The organism is Prevotella sp. TCVGH, from assembly GCF_023522295.1.
Classification (GTDB): domain Bacteria; phylum Bacteroidota; class Bacteroidia; order Bacteroidales; family Bacteroidaceae; genus Prevotella; species Prevotella timonensis.
This window is the reverse complement of sequence record NZ_QFFX01000059.1, coordinates 1-16,003: the sequence shown is the minus strand read 5'-3', so window position 1 is coordinate 16,003 and position 16,003 is coordinate 1. Positions and strand designations below refer to the sequence as shown.

Sequence of the window (16,003 nt, the reverse complement as noted above, 5' to 3'; positions counted from 1 at the left end):
TGCCCATAGGCTACTACTGACGAAACAGCAGGTCAAGTCATTGCTTGACAGCCACTCATGTAACTTTCTAGTCACACGAACTTGTAATCGTACACCATCATAGTAAACCCCTTGGCACTGTGCTGCCTGATGAAAGGGTCGATGATGCCGAACGACTTACCCGAACCTGGAGTACCGAGGACAAGAGTGGCACGGAAGGGGTTGATAATGTTGATCCATCCCTTTCTCATACGTTTCTTGAAATAGAAAATCATGGGTATATTGACCGAGTAATCATTCTCTATCTTCTCTTCCATCTGTTGGAAACTCTCTTCCTCAAAGTTGAAACGGTCGTCTCCCAGCTTATGGTTGAAATACTTACTGATGGCATCTAACCCTTGATGGACAAGCATGATACCAATGACGGAACAAAAGACATAGATAATTCGGTTGGTCGGGAAGCCCATCATTGTACCTCCCCAGGTGTCCTTATGCACAAGGACACTGGTTAGAATAAGGTAGAAGCCTATGGACAACGGATAGATGACCATTGTTTTCATATTAAACTTCAATTCCTTTCTGGCCTTAGTACCTATACACGTCACACCGATACAAACAAGCTCCATAAACTTACAGCCGAGGACACTGTTAAACAGTTTGAGTTTGTATAGGAAGGATAAGAGAAATTTTGCGATGGGATCGCTGGAAGCAATGGGTAGATTCATCACAATCTCAAATATCAGGATGATATAGATACAACTGCGGAATATATTGTATATCTGTTGCTGCTCTTTGGTTTCTTCTGTTGCCATATCAAGAGTGGATAATCGGTTAGTTCATTTTCATGCGCAGGATCGGGCGAACCTGTGCAGGGTCAGTTTTGAGGATAGAGGATGTGTTGTCGATGCCACAAAGTGCGTTCTCGTCTGCCGAAACGCTGGGAACACTCATGAGTGTATCAAGATAAGCAGCTTGTCCCAAATTCTTTGTAGAGACAAATCACATACTATCCTGTCTTGTGCCAATGACGACACTCACGGCGGTCATCTTTGAAGCGTCATATCCATGTGCGGATATGATACTGTAGTTTGAAAGAAGGATAGATCCTGCCGTAACATTACCATGCCAGTCTTCTATATGTTCTGAACATGAAGACATCTGAAAAGACAGTAGCATTATAGCTACTGCCCATATCATAAAGTTGACTTTTCTTTTCATACTTTTTGGTTCATATCAGTTATCGTTAAAGAGGTATCTTCACACCAATGGTGAAACCATTACGGAAGGTATCACCGTGCATGAAATTCACGTTGTTCTTTTGTTTGAGAGCGAACTTCCAACCATTCGTAAAGGTATAGCTGTATTCAAAGCTGCCCTCTGCCCCAAAGAAATAATCTCCACGAAAGGCACCAGCCACTGGACCGAGGTCGAGACGGAGCGTTGAATTTTTCCAACGCACCAAACTCTTCTTGTATAGGATTCCGCCATTCCAGTAGTAGTTCTTCCAAAAGGACTTATTGCATACTTTGCCACATTCGGGGTCTTTAGCCCAGCGGTTGCCAACTTCACCGAAGATTTCAAAGGCATTGTCATATTTCAGCTCCTTCTCATACCCAAATGTAGCATTGAGGGTATTTTGGAACAATAGTCCTGTATTGAGGGTGATATATTCGTCATCCTCGCCAGCATGGGTTTGTGGGAGTAGGCAGAAAGCCAACATCAGGGATAGGAATATCTTTTTCATCGCTGTCCTCCTATGTTATAATTATAGTTTCTCGTTAGGCTCTTCATCATCTGCTCATCGAATCCGTCGGCATGAAGAATATCAGAGTACTCTATAGGAATATAGATAATACGACCTGAAATTTGATTTTCGGAAATCTCCAAATTGAGGATTTTCTCATCAGGGAAGGTGAGCTTATTCAGCACAATCACATTGCGGTAGCCCTTTTTGAATGAATTGACCTTGTTGAGCATATAGGTTGGGGTAAGTTCTATCGTTTGAGTATTAGTTGCCTTGGTTTCTTTCTTATCGGTGAGCTTAATACGTATCTCGTCAATATCAAATTTAATCTTCGTACTGTTGTAAAGAGAGAAATCGATAAAGAAGTAGTCACCAATGGCATATATGTTATTGACAACTGCCTTAATACCATACTTCTTATATTGAATATTGTGAAACCGGGCAGGCATGGCATAGATAGCCCAGGCGCAACGTGCCATTTCTGCTTCAGGCATCAGCACATCAGGATTATTGTAACGCTTGGTGTCCTGGAGATTGATGTTGTAAATGGAATTGGCGCGAGCTGGCCCCTTCACATAGACAACATTAAGTTGTGATATGTGTCGTTCTCCAATAACCGTCATCGTACCAGCCAACTCATAATCATACATCCTGCCAGCAGGTTTGATACGTACGATGTTGTCCGCACATTGATTACCGATGATATTGGTGGTGGATATATCAACGAGCTTGATATTCTCTGGCATGACGATATGGGTAGTCACCTGCTCATTCACATATACTGTGTTCTTGCGGAGGTCGCTATTAAAGATATAGGCATCCTCCATACTTTCACGATGAATATAATGTACCTTGGATGTATCGGGTACGATGTCACGGTATTTCTTCTGCGCCCAGGTTGAAGTGGTGCAAAGGATTGCTAATAGCGTAAATACTAAATTTCTCATTGGTTTCTTTGTTTTGATTCTGTATGTCCGTTAACGACTAATGGTGTCATTCTTCGACAGAAGTGTTGATAAGATAGACGATAGTGTTATATTTGATACGAGCCTTGTTCTTGCGCATATTGGCAGAGACGGCATTGCTTGCTGACTGATAGATGTTTTGCAGTGCTTGCAGTGCTACCGACTCGCCGTTGAGCGTCGATCCGTAGTTGTTGCCAAACTGCATATTCTGCTGCATGGCCTGCGAACCAGCCTCTTTCATCAAGTCTCTAAAAGCTGATTCAGGCACATAAAAGCCTTCCATACCATCATTGTCATAAACAGACAGGTTAACCTTGATAAACTTGCTGCCCACAAGAATACTCGTGATATTAGCTCTGACTCGCTGCTGACCAAAGCCAGTAACAAGGCCATAGAGATAAGTACCCTTTTTCAAGAGTACCTTATTGATGGTAACATCGTCGAGCAGCTTGAAACGCAGTCGAGTTCCTTCATGGGCCTTGGTGGTCTTATCGATTATCGCCTTGATAAGCGGTGCATCTACATTCTTTGTAGCAGACACTGTGTTGAAACGGTCGGCATTAGGGCTGTTTACTTTCTCTACCGTCTGCACCTTTTCGGTAGCTTTCTTTGATTTCCCTCCAGTCTGGCGGTTGGAGCGTCCGTTTCCACCATAACCTCCTGCATATGGATTGCCATCATAGCCATAAGAGTCATTGCCGTCTCCATAGCCTCCGTAGCTGCCACTACCTGCATCAATGGCACGCTGTGCTGCCTGACTGCGCTTCTGTATGTATTCAAGCTCCTTGGCATAGTCATCAAGTTCGTCCCGACGGCTGCTGCCACCACTGCTTCTTCTTGATCCTCCGCCGTAGCTGCCACCATATCCACCGCCTGAATAGGCGTTGATATGCTTTCTTGATTCGGCAAGACTGCGCTCCATTTCTTCCTGTGCTTTTTGCTGGGCTATACGGTTGGCATTGTCTTTGTCAATCTGATTCAATTCGCCTTCACTGTAGCCGTTACCCGAAGAGTCTTTCTCTTGCTCATCGATGCCGAGTCCATCAATAGCCGAATAGCCATCTTCGCCCATTCCACGGTCTCCCATTGATGCCATTTTATCCTTCATTGCCTGATTGTCGGCATCGGGAAGTTCCATATTGAGAGAGTCGGTAGCAACCTTTGTGGATACAGTACTGTTACCGTCAAACATATTGGAAACCTCATATGCAAGGAACGTCAAAGGGAGGAAAACAACAAGCGGAAAGATGTATTTCGGCTGTTTGAGATTTAGTTTCTTCATTATTTTCCTTTCTTTAAAAAGTTTACGATGTTTTCTAACTGACGATAGTCCTGTATGATGCGGACAGAATCCTCATGACTCTTCACGTCAATGGCAAGCAGAGAATCCAGCTCTTTATGAATGGCAACACCTTTATCAGTGAGCTGCTTGATTTCTATCTTCTCGCTTTTCTTTCTTTCGTCGATTTGTCGAAGTCCATTCATTATAGGTTGGATATTCTCAATCGACTCGCTCTTGCCACTGAAATCCATCTGTGTAGCATCAGTGCTGGGGCGGGTCATGTCATACAGAATAGAGATGGCTGTGGTCACGAAAGCAAAGGAAAGAAAGCCGACCACCAATGCAAAGAAGGTCTTGCGATTTTCGGATGCCCACTGATTGCTCTTCTCTATCTTGTTCTTAACATTCCATCCTTTGGCGAGTTTCCAACACACATAACGTATCTGCCGCTTATACTTGGGCAGTTCTTTCTGTTTCCCTTTTGTTGTCATGTCGTTAATATTCAAGGTCTATATTCTTCAATGTCTTCCAATGGGTGATGAGCAATCCATGAGGATTGTTCTGTGTCCTTGGCACATTCTCCAGTTCTCCACTGGTGATCAGGGTACGGCGGATGCTCTTGGTACGCCGTCTGATGTTCTGCGTTCCATAATAGGTGAACTTTCTACTGTGTTCATCCAACTTGATACTATCACACATGATTGTACAAATAGCCGACGAAGAGACTATATCAGAGAAGAAACCGTTTTCTTCCATGGCTTGCTTCTGTTTCATACCTGTTCCATCGACCATATACATAGCTTTGCCCAGCGTCCATTTGATATAGTCGTCATCAGGTGGCAAGGTGAAGAAGTATTGATGAAAGAGTTGTATAGCGGCCTTCGCTTCCATGACAAAATTGGCCTCTTGTTGGCTACGTTGAGCAAGGAACGGTATATCTCCGTCGAGAATATATACCTGACTACGCTCCTCGGATAGTATCTTTGCTCCATAGGCTATCAGCATACCACATACTACCACATTGCCAACGATGGTTAGCAATACGGTTGTAAGGGCAAGCCTTGTCTTTTTTTCTAAACTTTGTATAAGCATAATTATCTTCTTTATTTTTTGCCTCGATTATAGGCATCCTTCATTGTTCCAGCTGCGCCTTTTACTGATTTTCCTAATGATGATTGGGACATGTCATGCCCCATTTGGCGACCTGCAGCCATAATTCCTCCACCGACTGCTCCTGCCAGTGTGTTAAGACCACCATCAACTGTTCCACGAGCACCGCTCATGGCTCCTCCGACGGCAGCTGCTCCAGTAGTCGCAGTATGACTTATAACACTCCCTGCGGCTGGCATTGCAACAGAAGCTACACCACCAGCAGCTCCTGCGGCAGCACTAACTCCAGCAACGCCTGCGGCAGCGGCGACCCCTCCGGCAGCAGAACCTGCACTTGACGACACGCCGCCTGGGATAAGCCATGAGCATACCTCTGGCACCATGCTCAATATCTTGGCTCCAGCAAGCATACCAACAACGTACATACAGGTTGTACCAATAGCTTGCATACCAAGGGCACCAATATTGTTCCAGTTGGCTGCGTTATGAAGAAGGCTGTTATAAGCTGTCAAGTCAGATCTTAAATAATACATGATTATAAAATCGACATAATATACAATAAGATAGACGAGGAATCCCCAAAGGGAAACAGTCAGATATTTAGAAATCCACTGCGACCATGCACTTCTCCATGGTGGTACAATAGACAGTGCAAACATTACAGGACAGAACAATTTTAGTACGCTTAGAAAAATCCTTTGCCCGACCAACATTCCGTAATAGGTCATTTGGAAGATAATTTCGCCGATAAATCGGATAATATCGTTAGCCCACTCGCTAATCTTTGTTTCTACAAGAACGGCTGCTTGTTGGGCATAATTCTTAATGCTATTACCAATATTCTCAACACTGTGCTGGATTTTATCCAATAATCCATCTTCTGTAGCTGCAGCCTGGGCTTCTTTTTTTTCTTCTTGTTTTGCCTGCTGACTGCGGAGAGAATCTACATATTCTTGCTGCTTTTTAGCCACGGCAAGCTCTAATGTTGCAACTTGCTTGTTGGCAGCAGTGGCCATACCGTGCGTCCTGCTTTCAAGCCAATTTCCTGGAGTATCTAATGCACTACAAATTGTACCTGAAAACTGTATGCAAAGGGCAAGACCGATAATACGAGCAATTTTCATTACATCCATACCACGACGACCCAGCATCATCATCCAGCATTCGTATGACCCAACGCAAAGAGCAAGGCTAATCCCCAATCCTCTTGCCATACTCAACATCTCACCATATAAGCCCTGCGTTGGCGAAGACTTCATTACGCCCAACAATTTGTTAAGGCTTTCATCAATGACAGGCAATCCCATTGTCAGCAACTGATCAATGAAGATGTTTAATGTCATGTTTATATTTAACAGTAAATCTGTCATAATTTTGTTTTATAATGTTATTTTAATAGAAGGCTTTGGCAACACGAGCAAGGGAGGTTACTTTCTTCACCAACTCTTCCATGTCTTTCTTGGCTTGGGCAAAGCCTTTTTCCCTTTTGACATTTTCAAGTTCATAACCTATCCCTGTTTTTCGGAGGTAGGAGATGTTAGAAGTTATGACTTCATTCCTATCTGTGAGTTCCTTTATACTCTTGGAAAGCTTACCCTTACTCCGAATCATGCAATAGGTAAGACCTTCGGTAATGGAAGATTGCATACCAGCGAATAGGTCTTTATACTTTCCATATACAAGGTCAACATTGCGGTCGGCTGCACGAGCTATTTCTTCTTTGTTGAGTTCCTCTATCTGCTTGCGCTCAGTTTCAACAATTTTCTTTTTCAGCAACAATGTTGCAAGTTGTGCTTCACGTCGTGATCCAACCGCTTTTACATTTGATCTGCTTTCATCAAAGTGAACCCTATACCCTGACTTTAATCCTCTCCAATGCCATTTCAGAGATGCGCCACTATAATTTTTATGAAAGAGGTAATACCACCAATCTGGGGAAAAGTCCCAATGACCTTGCTCCATAGAACGGATTTGATTCTCCTTCTGCTTGTCCCTTACTGGCATTTGCGCAAACACTGTCGTAGAGAACAAGAGGGCGAATAATATAGATAAATACTTTTTCATATAGTTGTGAGGTTTTGGTTCCACTTTCCTATTATGTCATTGGTTATTCCTTCAAGCGCATCACTATTGAGAATATCCCAAATATAGTCATACTTAAAACCTCCAATATCCACGCATCTGCTCCAAAAGAGTGCCTGACTGATAATGCCTCGTATCACGGCTATTTGGTCTTGTATCTCGCATATCATTTGGATTCTCTCGCTAAGAGAGGCTTTTAGGATATTCGTTTCAGAGGCTACTAACATAGCCACGGATTTCTTTAACAGTGACACTCGCTTGCTGACATTATAGTTGGCCTCGGCAAAATACCACGCAATCTGGGGTTTGCGGAAGATATTTTTCCCTGTAAGCTCTACAAACTGTATGTATTCTTTGGTAGTATTTCCAATATCGAGTGTGGTCTTGGAAACGGCTGCTGCAAGAAAGATCCACTGGTTGGCGTTGTTGAGTTTGGTATTGAGTGTTGTGCGCACATCGTTGAACTTCGATGAATTGTTGGTTGCAATTTGCTGCTCACCATAACTTGTACCTACTTGCTTTACGGCAACATCTTCGGCCTTGGCCATCTTCTTGTGAAGCTCTATCAAGGCTGAAATGGTTGGCAAGTCATCTGGACCAATAATACCTGCTTGGCTTGATGTTAGGAAACTAACAAGCAGTAGCAAGGATAGAAGTGTTTTTTTCATACGATTCTCATTTTTAGATTCTACTTATTGTTAGCTATTCATATGATAGCTCCAGTCGCTGACGACATCATCCACTATGCTCTTCCCCGAAAAGAAAGTTGCCCACGTCAAAGGGTCGATTGAATACATGAGGTTGCTGAATGTGCAGCAAAACTCACAGATGTACTCAATCTGTTGGAGGCGCATATTTATATCGACGATATGTGAGAGTAGCTTATTGGCGAGTGTCAGACGCTCGTAACGATCAAGGAAGTTGTAACCATCACCTTTGCCTAAGTGGGCGTTCTTCAAAAATGCAGAAATTTTATCGTTGCTCTTGCCACTGGTGAAGGCAGAGAGGTCAACCTTGCCATTATTGACAATATCCACGAAATCTTCTATCAAGCCGACTACCTCCGCCTGTATATTAACAATCTCATTGAGACTGTTGATGTAATTGATACCGGGGCATCTGCCTATGGCTTTGACAGCTCTTGCTGTATTGCCTGGCACCTTAATAAACTGCTCTGCCATCTGTCTGTAATAAGCCGACTCCTCACCGAAACCACTAATGTTTTGCATTGACATACGGTAGAGTTCCTTGATGGATGCCATCGAAGTAGTATAGGACATAATCTTGGCTTGTTTGGAACGGATAGAGTCCAGCTGGGCATTATGTTTATTTTCTATAAGTGTCTGAAAGGCTGTATTGGCACCAACGGCAGCGATAGCGTTCTTATCAAACACCACTCTGACCCAGGCATTGGCAGAATTGACCGAGAACAACATGATTGCCATGACAATCATCAGTTTTTTTATCTTTCCCATAAGCTCATTATGTTTTGATGTTTATTGACCAGTACGGCGAAATCAAAGTAACGCCCTATCTTCATCTTCTTGCGATCTTCCTCAATATGTGTGATGGCTTGCTCGATGTTGTTGTCAAAGGCACGCTCATAGATTTTTAAAGCCTCTTTTTCTACTCGCTCGGTGGTGAATGCCCAATACCATTCAGGGGGAACTTCCACAGAATACACGTCTGAATACTGGCCACGAGCAATCCATACCTCCTTATGATAAGGGATACCTTCTTTAGGTGGCAAGGCATTGACCGTAAAGATCTGCTGTCGCTGTACGTCAGTTAGACCGAGGATTGCGGATATATCATTGTAACGGTCTTTGAACTTGCTCTGATCCAAGAGTATCTTCACATCAGAGTTGTTGATAATTGCCTCTTTTACAATGGGCGAGTCTATCACGTCATTCAGTTCCTGGGTAACGACCCCTGCTATACCATTGAACTTACGAACTGTTTTGTAGAGGTACTTTATATATCCAGCCATCGTTGGGGAAGAAATAGCCTTCCATGCTTCTTCAATGATAAGTGCCTTTCGTCCCTTTTTAAGACGCATCTTCTGTAGGAAAACGTCCATAATAATCAGTACAACTATAGGGAAGAGAATAGGGTCATCCTTGATTTTGTCTATCTCGAAAACGATGAATTTCTCATCGAAGAGTGACTTGTCGAGGTCGTTGTTAAGGGTGTGCTCCAGCTCTCCACCGATGTAGAATTGCTCCAGTATGGCAGCGAAGTTGTCTATATCAAAGTCAATCTTCTTCTCTGTCATGATTTGAGGGATGCGTTCCAGCGCAAACTCATAGTAGGTGTTGAAAGACAGGTTTTTTACATTCAACTTATTGCGTTGCTTTTCTATCTTGTCAATCTTCTTTTCTATGCGCATGAGATATTTGCCTTCGATAAGCTCGGGCATCAGGCGCACCAACTGACGATTGGCGTTGACTTTCTCACCGTCGGTAGCTGCATTGTCATGGATTACGCCACGCAGCTTATTAACCAGTCGCTCTATCTTGGCATGATGGTGTTTTTCCTCCTGGGTAAACTCTAATTCGTCTGTATAATCGTTAGCCTTCACATTGTAATTCTTGTCAGTGTTGGAAGTGGATGATGATTTGTCCTCCAGTTCGCTGATGGTATAGTCATCGCCATACTTCTCTTCCAGCTTCTCTTCATAACGCTCATACTCGCCGTTCTTCTTGTCTTCGAGCATCAAGCGTTCACGCAATTTCTCACGATCCCTTTCAGAGAACTTCTCAAAGGGGTTGAAGTATTCGTCGTAATACTCTACGAGTGTCTGATTGATAATCTTGTCTTCAATCTTTGTAGGTTCTTGATTACCCTTGAAGATGAGGAAGATAAGAGATTTGAGAAATTGCTTTTTCTCACCGAAGTTTAGATTATACTCTTCTGGAGTAATACTAAACGGATTCATCGAGATAGGCTTTTCCTTGCTATAGGCGATATAGGTACCATGGAAATAATGGCTGATGCCTTCATAACTATCACCAGTGTCAATCATCACGACATCGGTATCTTGCATAAGGAGTTGGGCAACAACGGAGTTCATGTGGAAACTCTTACCGCTTCCACTTGGACCGAGACAAAAGAAGTTGGCATTGTCGGTGTATTTTACTTTACCTTCCTTACCAGTAATATCAATGGAAACAGGGATGCCCTGGCGATCGGTGTAGAAAACATTGAGCCTTGATTCCTCACTATGCTTCATGTGCTCTTTGTACATCAGGCAGAGGGCAGAGTCGGCGAGCGTCAGGAATAGGTCGTAATCCTTGCTGAAGGAATACGACATACCAGGAAACGAATTGACGAATAGCTCCAGCTGATTGTAGCAGGACTTTGAAGGCATGATGCCACAGTCGTATAGCTTGGTTTCCAAATATGAGGTAACACCATTGACCTTAGCAAGAGGACAAGAAGTGATAATGTTGAAGTTTGTATAGACGAGCAACTGGCTTTCTTTGGCAAGGAGGTCTAACACAAGGTCGATGTCGGCCTTGGCAATCTTGTTGCTTGGGTCAGGCATGGAGTCGTGTCTCTTTGCTTTCCCTTGCAGTTTCCGCATCAGCGGACGCTGTTGTGGTATCTGTATGACCTGATTGTAGATTACACAGTCGGTAAATGGTATATCAGCAAGAAACGATAATAGGTCGGTAGCTATGTTGAAACCGTTTACTGCCATCGTGTTGAATGGACGGATAAAGGTGGGCAGGTCTATCGTGTCGATATTGACAAGCGAAAACGACTTAATGGCACGGTCACCTGTCTTGATGTACTCGTCCGTAATATTCATGTTATTCAACGAGAATGGATGCGGTTTGAAGTCGAAAGCAAGGAAGCGGTGGACGTACTCGGCCACTTCTTTCTTGTTCAATTTATAGTATGGGATGCCCTTTTCGGCTAAGATATTGATGATCTTGCCGATTTTTGAGTGAAAGTCGAGCCATGCCTTCGGATCATACTTCACAAAGGAGCTTTGTTTGACTTCCTGGGTGATAATAAGAAAAGTACGAATGTTGGTGTATTCACGCCCCTTGAAATACTTAAAATACGACTGATACAAGAAGCTCATATCATCGGTAATTTCATGCTCATAGCCTTGTCTGCAAAACACATCCTGCTTTTGCAGACAGTAGCCTTCACCCAAAGTCTGAATGATATTGCTTAGAATATCTGCATAGCCATAGTACAAGGCGGAGTCCGTGCAGTACTGCTGCACAGGGTTTTCTATTTCGATGATAACAGACCAATTGCCATTCTTCGAGAAAAGAACAGTATTCATCAGGTCGCCACGAGCATCCTTGATGTCTTCGAGTTCTGCGTATAGTTTGTCAAATGGGCGTTCTTTCTTCTTTGCCATCTATATTTGCATATTATGGGTGTATCTTAGGACTATCAATAATCAAATAAACCTGTGTAATGTACAATACCTTTGTAACGCTTCTTGGCATGTAAGCCGAGTTTCTGCTTGATAAAGATTGAAATAATGCCAGTTCCTGCGATGGCAGCCAAGGCTATCAAGCCTGCGAAGAATCCCAATATGATGTTAAAAACCAAAAAACCGATAAATCCAAAGAGGAAGGTACCAGCAGCATAGTAAATAAATTTGCCACGGATCCCCATAAACTCTAAGGGCTTTTGAAGTCCTTTGAATACTGGATAACTGATGATTTCTTCCATAGATAAGATTCTTTAAGTTAGCGTAATATACGCCGATAAGAGGATTTTGCAATCCTTATATCGGGTATATCTTGCTTGTAATCCTTACTTGAAGAACATTGGGAGAGCTGTAGCCATGGCAACCATTGCGACACAACCGCCAATAGTCATCATGATGGTCTTCTTCACGTCCTGATCGCCATTCTGCATTTTGAAGTACACATTAAAAGCACCAACCAATACAATCACTGCAGCAATGGCATACATGAGGTTCTTGACTGGTCCTTCATAACTTTTAATTTCAGAAGTTGCAGATGTGAAGCCACCAGCACCTTTACTCTGTGCGAAGGCCTGAACGCCATACATGGCACCGAGAACGAAGGCAGCGAAGCCACGCTTGCATGAGCCATTGACTCTTTCTAATCCTTTCTTTACTGATTTGAAAACTTGCTTTAATTGAAACATGTAAATTTAAATGTTTATTATATTTCGAATTAAAGTACCGTACAAAGAAGCCTTTCGGTAATTTCCCATACAACAGGAAACTGCACAGGACGGCTTTGAACCTATCGTGTATTTAAAAATGATAACGCTATAGATCAGCAGGTGTAAAGGCCGACTTGATGACAAAGAAGTCGGAACCTTCCTCGGTGTTTTCCAAAGAATCGACAAGATTAGGCAATTGGTCTGCCTCTATCCCTCCAGTCATGGTGGCTGGCTCATCAGGATTGGGTATGGCAGACTTTTGAGAGAAGGCAGAACCGTTTTCCTCCGTTGACTTTCCTTCGGTAGCTTTGGCTTCCTTTTTCTTTTGTTCGGCAATCTTTCGATCTTCGTTGGCATCGTATTGGGTGAAACTTCCTAATTCGTCCTTGATGTCCACTTCCTGCTCCTCGACGTGGGCAGCAACGACTATCTCACCTGACTTGTCAAAGTAAAGATCATGAATGATGTTATATCCATAATAGCCTATATACCCGATAATGATAACGGTCATGAATGTTCCAAACATAGACGCAAATAAGTTTTATGTTTCTTTGTTTTTTGCAAAATTTCAAAGTTCAAATAAAGTTCTTTGCAAAAACGATTACAAAAGTATGGCTTTGGAACCAAAATACAATAATACTTGTGTCTTTTATAACTATCAAGGGAAAGAAACTGACTTGTTGATTGCTTTTTCAGTGATTAAATGGCTTTATTATCTACATAGTGTAACAAAAAAGATACGGACAACACTTTTTATGCTGTCCGTATCTATCATTAGCTTGGTTCTGTGGATTAGGCTTGTTGTTGTTCCTTCACCACCTCCCATGGACGGTTTGAAGGGTAGTAGCTGCCATTCTTCTCCGTGTAGCGTGCATTGTATTTCACGTCCACCACATCGCCAACATGAAGGTCGTACTTGTTAATGTTCTCTTCACCGAAGGTTTCAAGCACCCAATGTTCAGGGTATTGCTGCCCTTGCTCCTCGACCACCCACTGTTGGGATGCCCACTTACCTCTCTGACTTTCGCCAGTTTTGGTCTCGCCTATTGCGATGACCTTTCCTTTGCATTGTGACATAATTTTTTGTTTTAAGTTAATCTATTAACCATGAATGTTCTTTCTTTTGAGCTCGGTGAAGATTTCTTCTTCTGCGTCACCGTTCTCTGTAACAAAATCTAATGGATAATATGTTATATAGGGGAGTTGTATATTGAATCCTATTTTCTGTGCTTCCGTCTCGATATTGGCATGACGGCGTGTCTCATCATCAATATAAACATCCATACCATTATGCTCAACTTCATATCTGCATCTTTTCAGGCGGTCTCGCATATGGTATTTCTGTTTGTTGGGGAACAGCTTGATTTTTGTCTTCTGGTTGAGTCCGAAAACGGCTCTTGCTCGCTCCCTCTTGATGAGACGTACCCTTGTCTCGGACATGATTTTGCCAGTCTTCTCACGACTACGTTTTTGAAAGCCTTTTTTGGTAGCATCGTTGATGGTAGAGTGTACCGAAGAAACGGAAATGTTCAGCTTGTTCGCAATCGTCCGATACGAGCTGCTTTCACTCATTCTAAGAATATTAGCCTCCAAAGAAGGAAATATCTTGCGTTTGGCGCACTCTTTCTTTAATCCCAGTTCTCGAGCCTTGATTTTAACAGAAGGGATAGATACACCAAGGGTATCTGCCAACTTACGATTGCTCGCATGGGCATAGTTTTCGACCAGGAAGTTAATCTTGTCGGCGTTCCATATGGTTGCAATTCTACTCATAGTGTTTATTCTTTTCGATATACTTATTAAGCACACTGTCTTTCTTAGCTGGAGGCAAAGACGGGCTTTCAGTCTCTTTGTAAAGCTGCTGCCCTTGTTCGTATAGTCTTTGGCCTGTTGATTTGACTTGCTCATCAATGAAGCCAATCCATGTGATGCAAGCAATGACCGCAATCAAGAGCCATTTCGAACATTTGGAAATAGCATTTCTGCCAAGTTTCTGAAAGTACTCTTTAAGCATACCAGTGTTATAACAGAGGCTTACCTGTAACCTTGTATTGACTAAACTCCTTCTTGTAATGCAGCACAAAACTATGAAGGATGGCGTTGACGATGGTTTGGGTGGAGTAGCCACCGACCGCATATTTACGGAATGTGGCAAGAATATCCTTGTTTACTTTGCAAAGGGTCATATTGCCATCTTTCCCTACTATTTTGGGCAAGTTGTCTTCTTCTGCACACTGGGTACAGAAGGCTGTCCAAAGCTCATCACCATCTACCATTGTCGGAGCAGAAGCCTGGGATAAAACAGGCTGTTTCTGCCTTTTAGCCTTTTTCGGGGCTACTGGTGTAGGAGGTGGCGCTGTTGGTGTTGCAATTTCAATACTCTCTTCTTGTGAGGTAGAAACTTCCTTTTGTCCATGAATATCCTGGAGCATCCCTTCCAACGTTCCTGGCAGCTGCATCATATTCGATGCAGAGTCGGCTATATCTGATTTATACTTAGTCATTGTCATCTATGTTATATATGGTTTTGTAAATGAAATCGAAGCAACGTTTGGTGTGTTTTGCCACCTTGTCATTGTTGTCAATAGTGTTATAACGTTCCAAGTCAGCATAACTACCTATGCGAGGAGCGAGAATACCGAACTTCTGAAAGTATTCGTCCACAATCTTCCATGCTTTCAGCTCGCTATTTTTTCCAACTCGCACATCATACTTGTTGCAGACGAAGATGAATTGTGCCTTGATTTGTGGGTGAGTCTGACGCAAACGGAATACTGCAAGGATAAAAGCACGAGTGGAATCTATCGTATTGAGGTCGTAATGATAGGGGCAAATGATGTAATCGGCATTGATCAAGAGCTGAAGCATACCGTCTTGTGTTAAGCTGCCCGGAGTATCGATTACCGTTGTACCTGGCAGTGTGCGCAAATTCTGCATGATGGTGCGGGTACTATCAGGACTTTTAATGGTCATAGACTGAACTACATAAGGTACATCTGTCTGTCTGCGCAAATCGTCTTTACGGCGACCGGAGAAAGTCTGTTGTGGGTCAGCATCAATAACAAGTAATGGCACTTCTTTCTCAACGGAGAGATAGTTTGCGAATAAACCGCATAAGGTTGTCTTACCGACTCCGCCTTTTTGGTTTGCAAAAAGGACGATTCTGTTTTCTTGTTGTTCCATCGTCAGTCCTCCTAATTGATTTTGGTAAAACCTTCTTCTGGTACATAGCCTATACTGATTGATATGTCAGAAGGAAGTATTTCTACGTTCAAAGTCTGGTCACGAATAACTTTTTCATCTTTGTACACCGTGGCACGGATACTTACTTTACCCTCCTGTCTGTCAGAGTTGGTAAGAATAAGTGAGGCAGAAAAAGACGAATAAGAGCCTTTGATTTGAGCAGATGCCGTGGAGAATGGACTTTTCTCATAATACTGCTCCCAAATCATATTCACATCTTTACCTGTCGAAGTGTGAATATCCTTGCCCTTGCCTTTCAAGTCCCAGGCTTTAAAGGAAAGGAACGGATCAAACTTGGCATAGTCGCCTGACAAGGAGATTTTCATTCTGATGACAGAGTTTGCTGCATCAATAGCGGGTCAGTCGTAAAACCCAGTTGCATCCCTCCTCTCTTCATGCACATAATTTCATAAGTATTTGTTATCTTTGCAT

General features: G+C 42.9%; 20 protein-coding genes and 1 pseudogene. All 21 read right to left on the bottom strand.

The window, feature by feature from the left end; translation table 11 throughout:
* Positions 1–77 precede the first annotated feature (77 nt).
* Positions 78–791 (bottom strand): annotated as a pseudogene (locus DEM91_RS10130) (YWFCY domain-containing protein); the annotation flags it as partial.
* Positions 792–810: 19 nt separating this feature from the next.
* Positions 811–960: a hypothetical protein gene (locus DEM91_RS10125; protein ID WP_195252685.1), complete on the bottom strand. Its 150-nt coding sequence runs from the start codon at positions 958–960 to the stop codon at positions 811–813.
* A gap of 18 nt (positions 961–978) precedes the next feature.
* On the bottom strand, positions 979–1,197 hold the full coding sequence (locus DEM91_RS10120; RefSeq protein WP_195252684.1) for a hypothetical protein: 219 nt from the start codon (positions 1,195–1,197) through the stop codon (positions 979–981).
* A gap of 25 nt (positions 1,198–1,222) precedes the next feature.
* The gene (locus tag DEM91_RS10115; RefSeq protein ID WP_025072490.1) at positions 1,223–1,723 is read right to left on the bottom strand and encodes a hypothetical protein; all 501 of its coding nucleotides are present in this window, start codon (positions 1,721–1,723) and stop codon (positions 1,223–1,225) included.
* Positions 1,720–2,670, bottom strand: a complete 951-nt coding sequence (traN, locus tag DEM91_RS10110) for a conjugative transposon protein TraN (protein WP_195252683.1) — start codon at positions 2,668–2,670, stop codon at positions 1,720–1,722. Before traN ends, DEM91_RS10115 begins: the two co-directional genes overlap by 4 nt.
* 46 nt (positions 2,671–2,716) lie before the next feature.
* The gene (locus tag DEM91_RS10105) at positions 2,717–3,970 is read right to left on the bottom strand and encodes a conjugative transposon protein TraM (RefSeq protein ID WP_195252682.1); all 1,254 of its coding nucleotides are present in this window, start codon (positions 3,968–3,970) and stop codon (positions 2,717–2,719) included.
* The gene (locus tag DEM91_RS10100; RefSeq protein ID WP_229039182.1) at positions 3,970–4,461 is read right to left on the bottom strand and encodes a hypothetical protein; all 492 of its coding nucleotides are present in this window, start codon (positions 4,459–4,461) and stop codon (positions 3,970–3,972) included. Before DEM91_RS10100 ends, DEM91_RS10105 begins: the two co-directional genes overlap by 1 nt.
* Positions 4,462–4,465: 4 nt before the next feature.
* On the bottom strand, positions 4,466–5,062 hold the full coding sequence (traK, locus tag DEM91_RS10095; protein WP_195252680.1) for a conjugative transposon protein TraK: 597 nt from the start codon (positions 5,060–5,062) through the stop codon (positions 4,466–4,468).
* Between the two features lie 11 nt (positions 5,063–5,073).
* Positions 5,074–6,450 carry a hypothetical protein gene (locus tag DEM91_RS10090; protein ID WP_195252679.1) on the bottom strand — a complete coding sequence of 459 codons (1,377 nt, stop codon included), beginning with the start codon at positions 6,448–6,450 and terminating at the stop codon, positions 5,074–5,076.
* A 22-nt stretch (positions 6,451–6,472) separates the two neighbouring features.
* Positions 6,473–7,144, bottom strand: a complete 672-nt coding sequence (locus tag DEM91_RS10085) for a DUF5045 domain-containing protein (protein WP_195252678.1) — start codon at positions 7,142–7,144, stop codon at positions 6,473–6,475.
* Entirely contained in the window at positions 7,141–7,830 is a 690-nt protein-coding gene (locus DEM91_RS10080; RefSeq protein ID WP_195252677.1) for a hypothetical protein, read from the bottom strand. The genes DEM91_RS10085 and DEM91_RS10080 overlap by 4 nt, the downstream gene beginning before the upstream one ends.
* A 30-nt stretch (positions 7,831–7,860) precedes the next feature.
* Complete coding sequence (locus tag DEM91_RS10075; protein WP_195252676.1) at positions 7,861–8,637, bottom strand: hypothetical protein; 777 nt, start codon at positions 8,635–8,637, stop codon at positions 7,861–7,863.
* Positions 8,625–11,543 (bottom strand): TraG family conjugative transposon ATPase, encoded by a 2,919-nt coding sequence (locus DEM91_RS10070; RefSeq protein WP_249858842.1) that lies wholly within the window; start codon positions 11,541–11,543, stop codon positions 8,625–8,627. The genes DEM91_RS10075 and DEM91_RS10070 overlap by 13 nt, the downstream gene beginning before the upstream one ends.
* A 35-nt stretch (positions 11,544–11,578) precedes the next feature.
* Positions 11,579–11,863 carry a DUF4133 domain-containing protein gene (locus DEM91_RS10065; RefSeq protein ID WP_028901049.1) on the bottom strand — a complete coding sequence of 95 codons (285 nt, stop codon included), beginning with the start codon at positions 11,861–11,863 and terminating at the stop codon, positions 11,579–11,581.
* Positions 11,864–11,947: 84 nt separating this feature from the next.
* On the bottom strand, positions 11,948–12,307 hold the full coding sequence (locus DEM91_RS10060; protein ID WP_195252674.1) for a DUF4134 domain-containing protein: 360 nt from the start codon (positions 12,305–12,307) through the stop codon (positions 11,948–11,950).
* Between the two features lie 127 nt (positions 12,308–12,434).
* Positions 12,435–12,854 (bottom strand): hypothetical protein, encoded by a 420-nt coding sequence (locus DEM91_RS10055; protein ID WP_195252673.1) that lies wholly within the window; start codon positions 12,852–12,854, stop codon positions 12,435–12,437.
* A 266-nt stretch (positions 12,855–13,120) separates the two neighbouring features.
* Positions 13,121–13,405 (bottom strand): DUF3127 domain-containing protein, encoded by a 285-nt coding sequence (locus tag DEM91_RS10050; RefSeq protein ID WP_023057394.1) that lies wholly within the window; start codon positions 13,403–13,405, stop codon positions 13,121–13,123.
* A 24-nt stretch (positions 13,406–13,429) separates the two neighbouring features.
* Positions 13,430–14,101, bottom strand: coding sequence for a hypothetical protein (locus DEM91_RS10045; RefSeq protein WP_195252672.1), 672 nt, complete (start codon positions 14,099–14,101; stop codon positions 13,430–13,432).
* Between the two features lie 248 nt (positions 14,102–14,349).
* Positions 14,350–14,832: a hypothetical protein gene (locus tag DEM91_RS10040; protein WP_195252671.1), complete on the bottom strand. Its 483-nt coding sequence runs from the start codon at positions 14,830–14,832 to the stop codon at positions 14,350–14,352.
* Positions 14,825–15,511: a ParA family protein gene (locus tag DEM91_RS10035; RefSeq protein ID WP_195252670.1), complete on the bottom strand. Its 687-nt coding sequence runs from the start codon at positions 15,509–15,511 to the stop codon at positions 14,825–14,827. Before DEM91_RS10035 ends, DEM91_RS10040 begins: the two co-directional genes overlap by 8 nt.
* A gap of 11 nt (positions 15,512–15,522) precedes the next feature.
* Entirely contained in the window at positions 15,523–15,897 is a 375-nt protein-coding gene (locus DEM91_RS10030) for a hypothetical protein (RefSeq protein ID WP_249858841.1), read from the bottom strand.
* Positions 15,898–16,003: the final 106 nt, after the last annotated feature.

What these genes read in the sequence shown, in the direction of transcription:
- DEM91_RS10100 (WP_229039182.1), bottom strand. Translation starts at nt 4,461, where the DNA reads ATGACAACAAAAGGGAAACAGAAAGAACTGCCCAAGTATAAGCGGCAG.
- DEM91_RS10060 (WP_195252674.1), bottom strand. Translation starts at nt 12,307, where the DNA reads ATGTTTCAATTAAAGCAAGTTTTCAAATCAGTAAAGAAAGGATTAGAA.
- DEM91_RS10055 (WP_195252673.1), bottom strand. Translation starts at nt 12,854, where the DNA reads ATGTTTGGAACATTCATGACCGTTATCATTATCGGGTATATAGGCTAT.
- traK (WP_195252680.1), bottom strand. Translation starts at nt 5,062, where the DNA reads ATGCTTATACAAAGTTTAGAAAAAAAGACAAGGCTTGCCCTTACAACC.
- DEM91_RS10115 (WP_025072490.1), bottom strand. Translation starts at nt 1,723, where the DNA reads ATGAAAAAGATATTCCTATCCCTGATGTTGGCTTTCTGCCTACTCCCA.
- DEM91_RS10040 (WP_195252671.1), bottom strand. Translation starts at nt 14,832, where the DNA reads ATGACTAAGTATAAATCAGATATAGCCGACTCTGCATCGAATATGATG.
- DEM91_RS10105 (WP_195252682.1), bottom strand. Translation starts at nt 3,970, where the DNA reads ATGAAGAAACTAAATCTCAAACAGCCGAAATACATCTTTCCGCTTGTT.
- DEM91_RS10035 (WP_195252670.1), bottom strand. Translation starts at nt 15,511, where the DNA reads ATGGAACAACAAGAAAACAGAATCGTCCTTTTTGCAAACCAAAAAGGC.
- DEM91_RS10030 (WP_249858841.1), bottom strand. Translation starts at nt 15,897, where the DNA reads ATGAAAATCTCCTTGTCAGGCGACTATGCCAAGTTTGATCCGTTCCTT.
- DEM91_RS10090 (WP_195252679.1), bottom strand. Translation starts at nt 6,450, where the DNA reads ATGACAGATTTACTGTTAAATATAAACATGACATTAAACATCTTCATT.
- traN (WP_195252683.1), bottom strand. Translation starts at nt 2,670, where the DNA reads ATGAGAAATTTAGTATTTACGCTATTAGCAATCCTTTGCACCACTTCA.
- DEM91_RS10070 (WP_249858842.1), bottom strand. Translation starts at nt 11,543, where the DNA reads ATGGCAAAGAAGAAAGAACGCCCATTTGACAAACTATACGCAGAACTC.
- DEM91_RS10045 (WP_195252672.1), bottom strand. Translation starts at nt 14,101, where the DNA reads ATGAGTAGAATTGCAACCATATGGAACGCCGACAAGATTAACTTCCTG.
- DEM91_RS10120 (WP_195252684.1), bottom strand. Translation starts at nt 1,197, where the DNA reads ATGAAAAGAAAAGTCAACTTTATGATATGGGCAGTAGCTATAATGCTA.
- DEM91_RS10050 (WP_023057394.1), bottom strand. Translation starts at nt 13,405, where the DNA reads ATGTCACAATGCAAAGGAAAGGTCATCGCAATAGGCGAGACCAAAACT.
- DEM91_RS10080 (WP_195252677.1), bottom strand. Translation starts at nt 7,830, where the DNA reads ATGAAAAAAACACTTCTATCCTTGCTACTGCTTGTTAGTTTCCTAACA.
- DEM91_RS10085 (WP_195252678.1), bottom strand. Translation starts at nt 7,144, where the DNA reads ATGAAAAAGTATTTATCTATATTATTCGCCCTCTTGTTCTCTACGACA.
- DEM91_RS10075 (WP_195252676.1), bottom strand. Translation starts at nt 8,637, where the DNA reads ATGGGAAAGATAAAAAAACTGATGATTGTCATGGCAATCATGTTGTTC.
- DEM91_RS10065 (WP_028901049.1), bottom strand. Translation starts at nt 11,863, where the DNA reads ATGGAAGAAATCATCAGTTATCCAGTATTCAAAGGACTTCAAAAGCCC.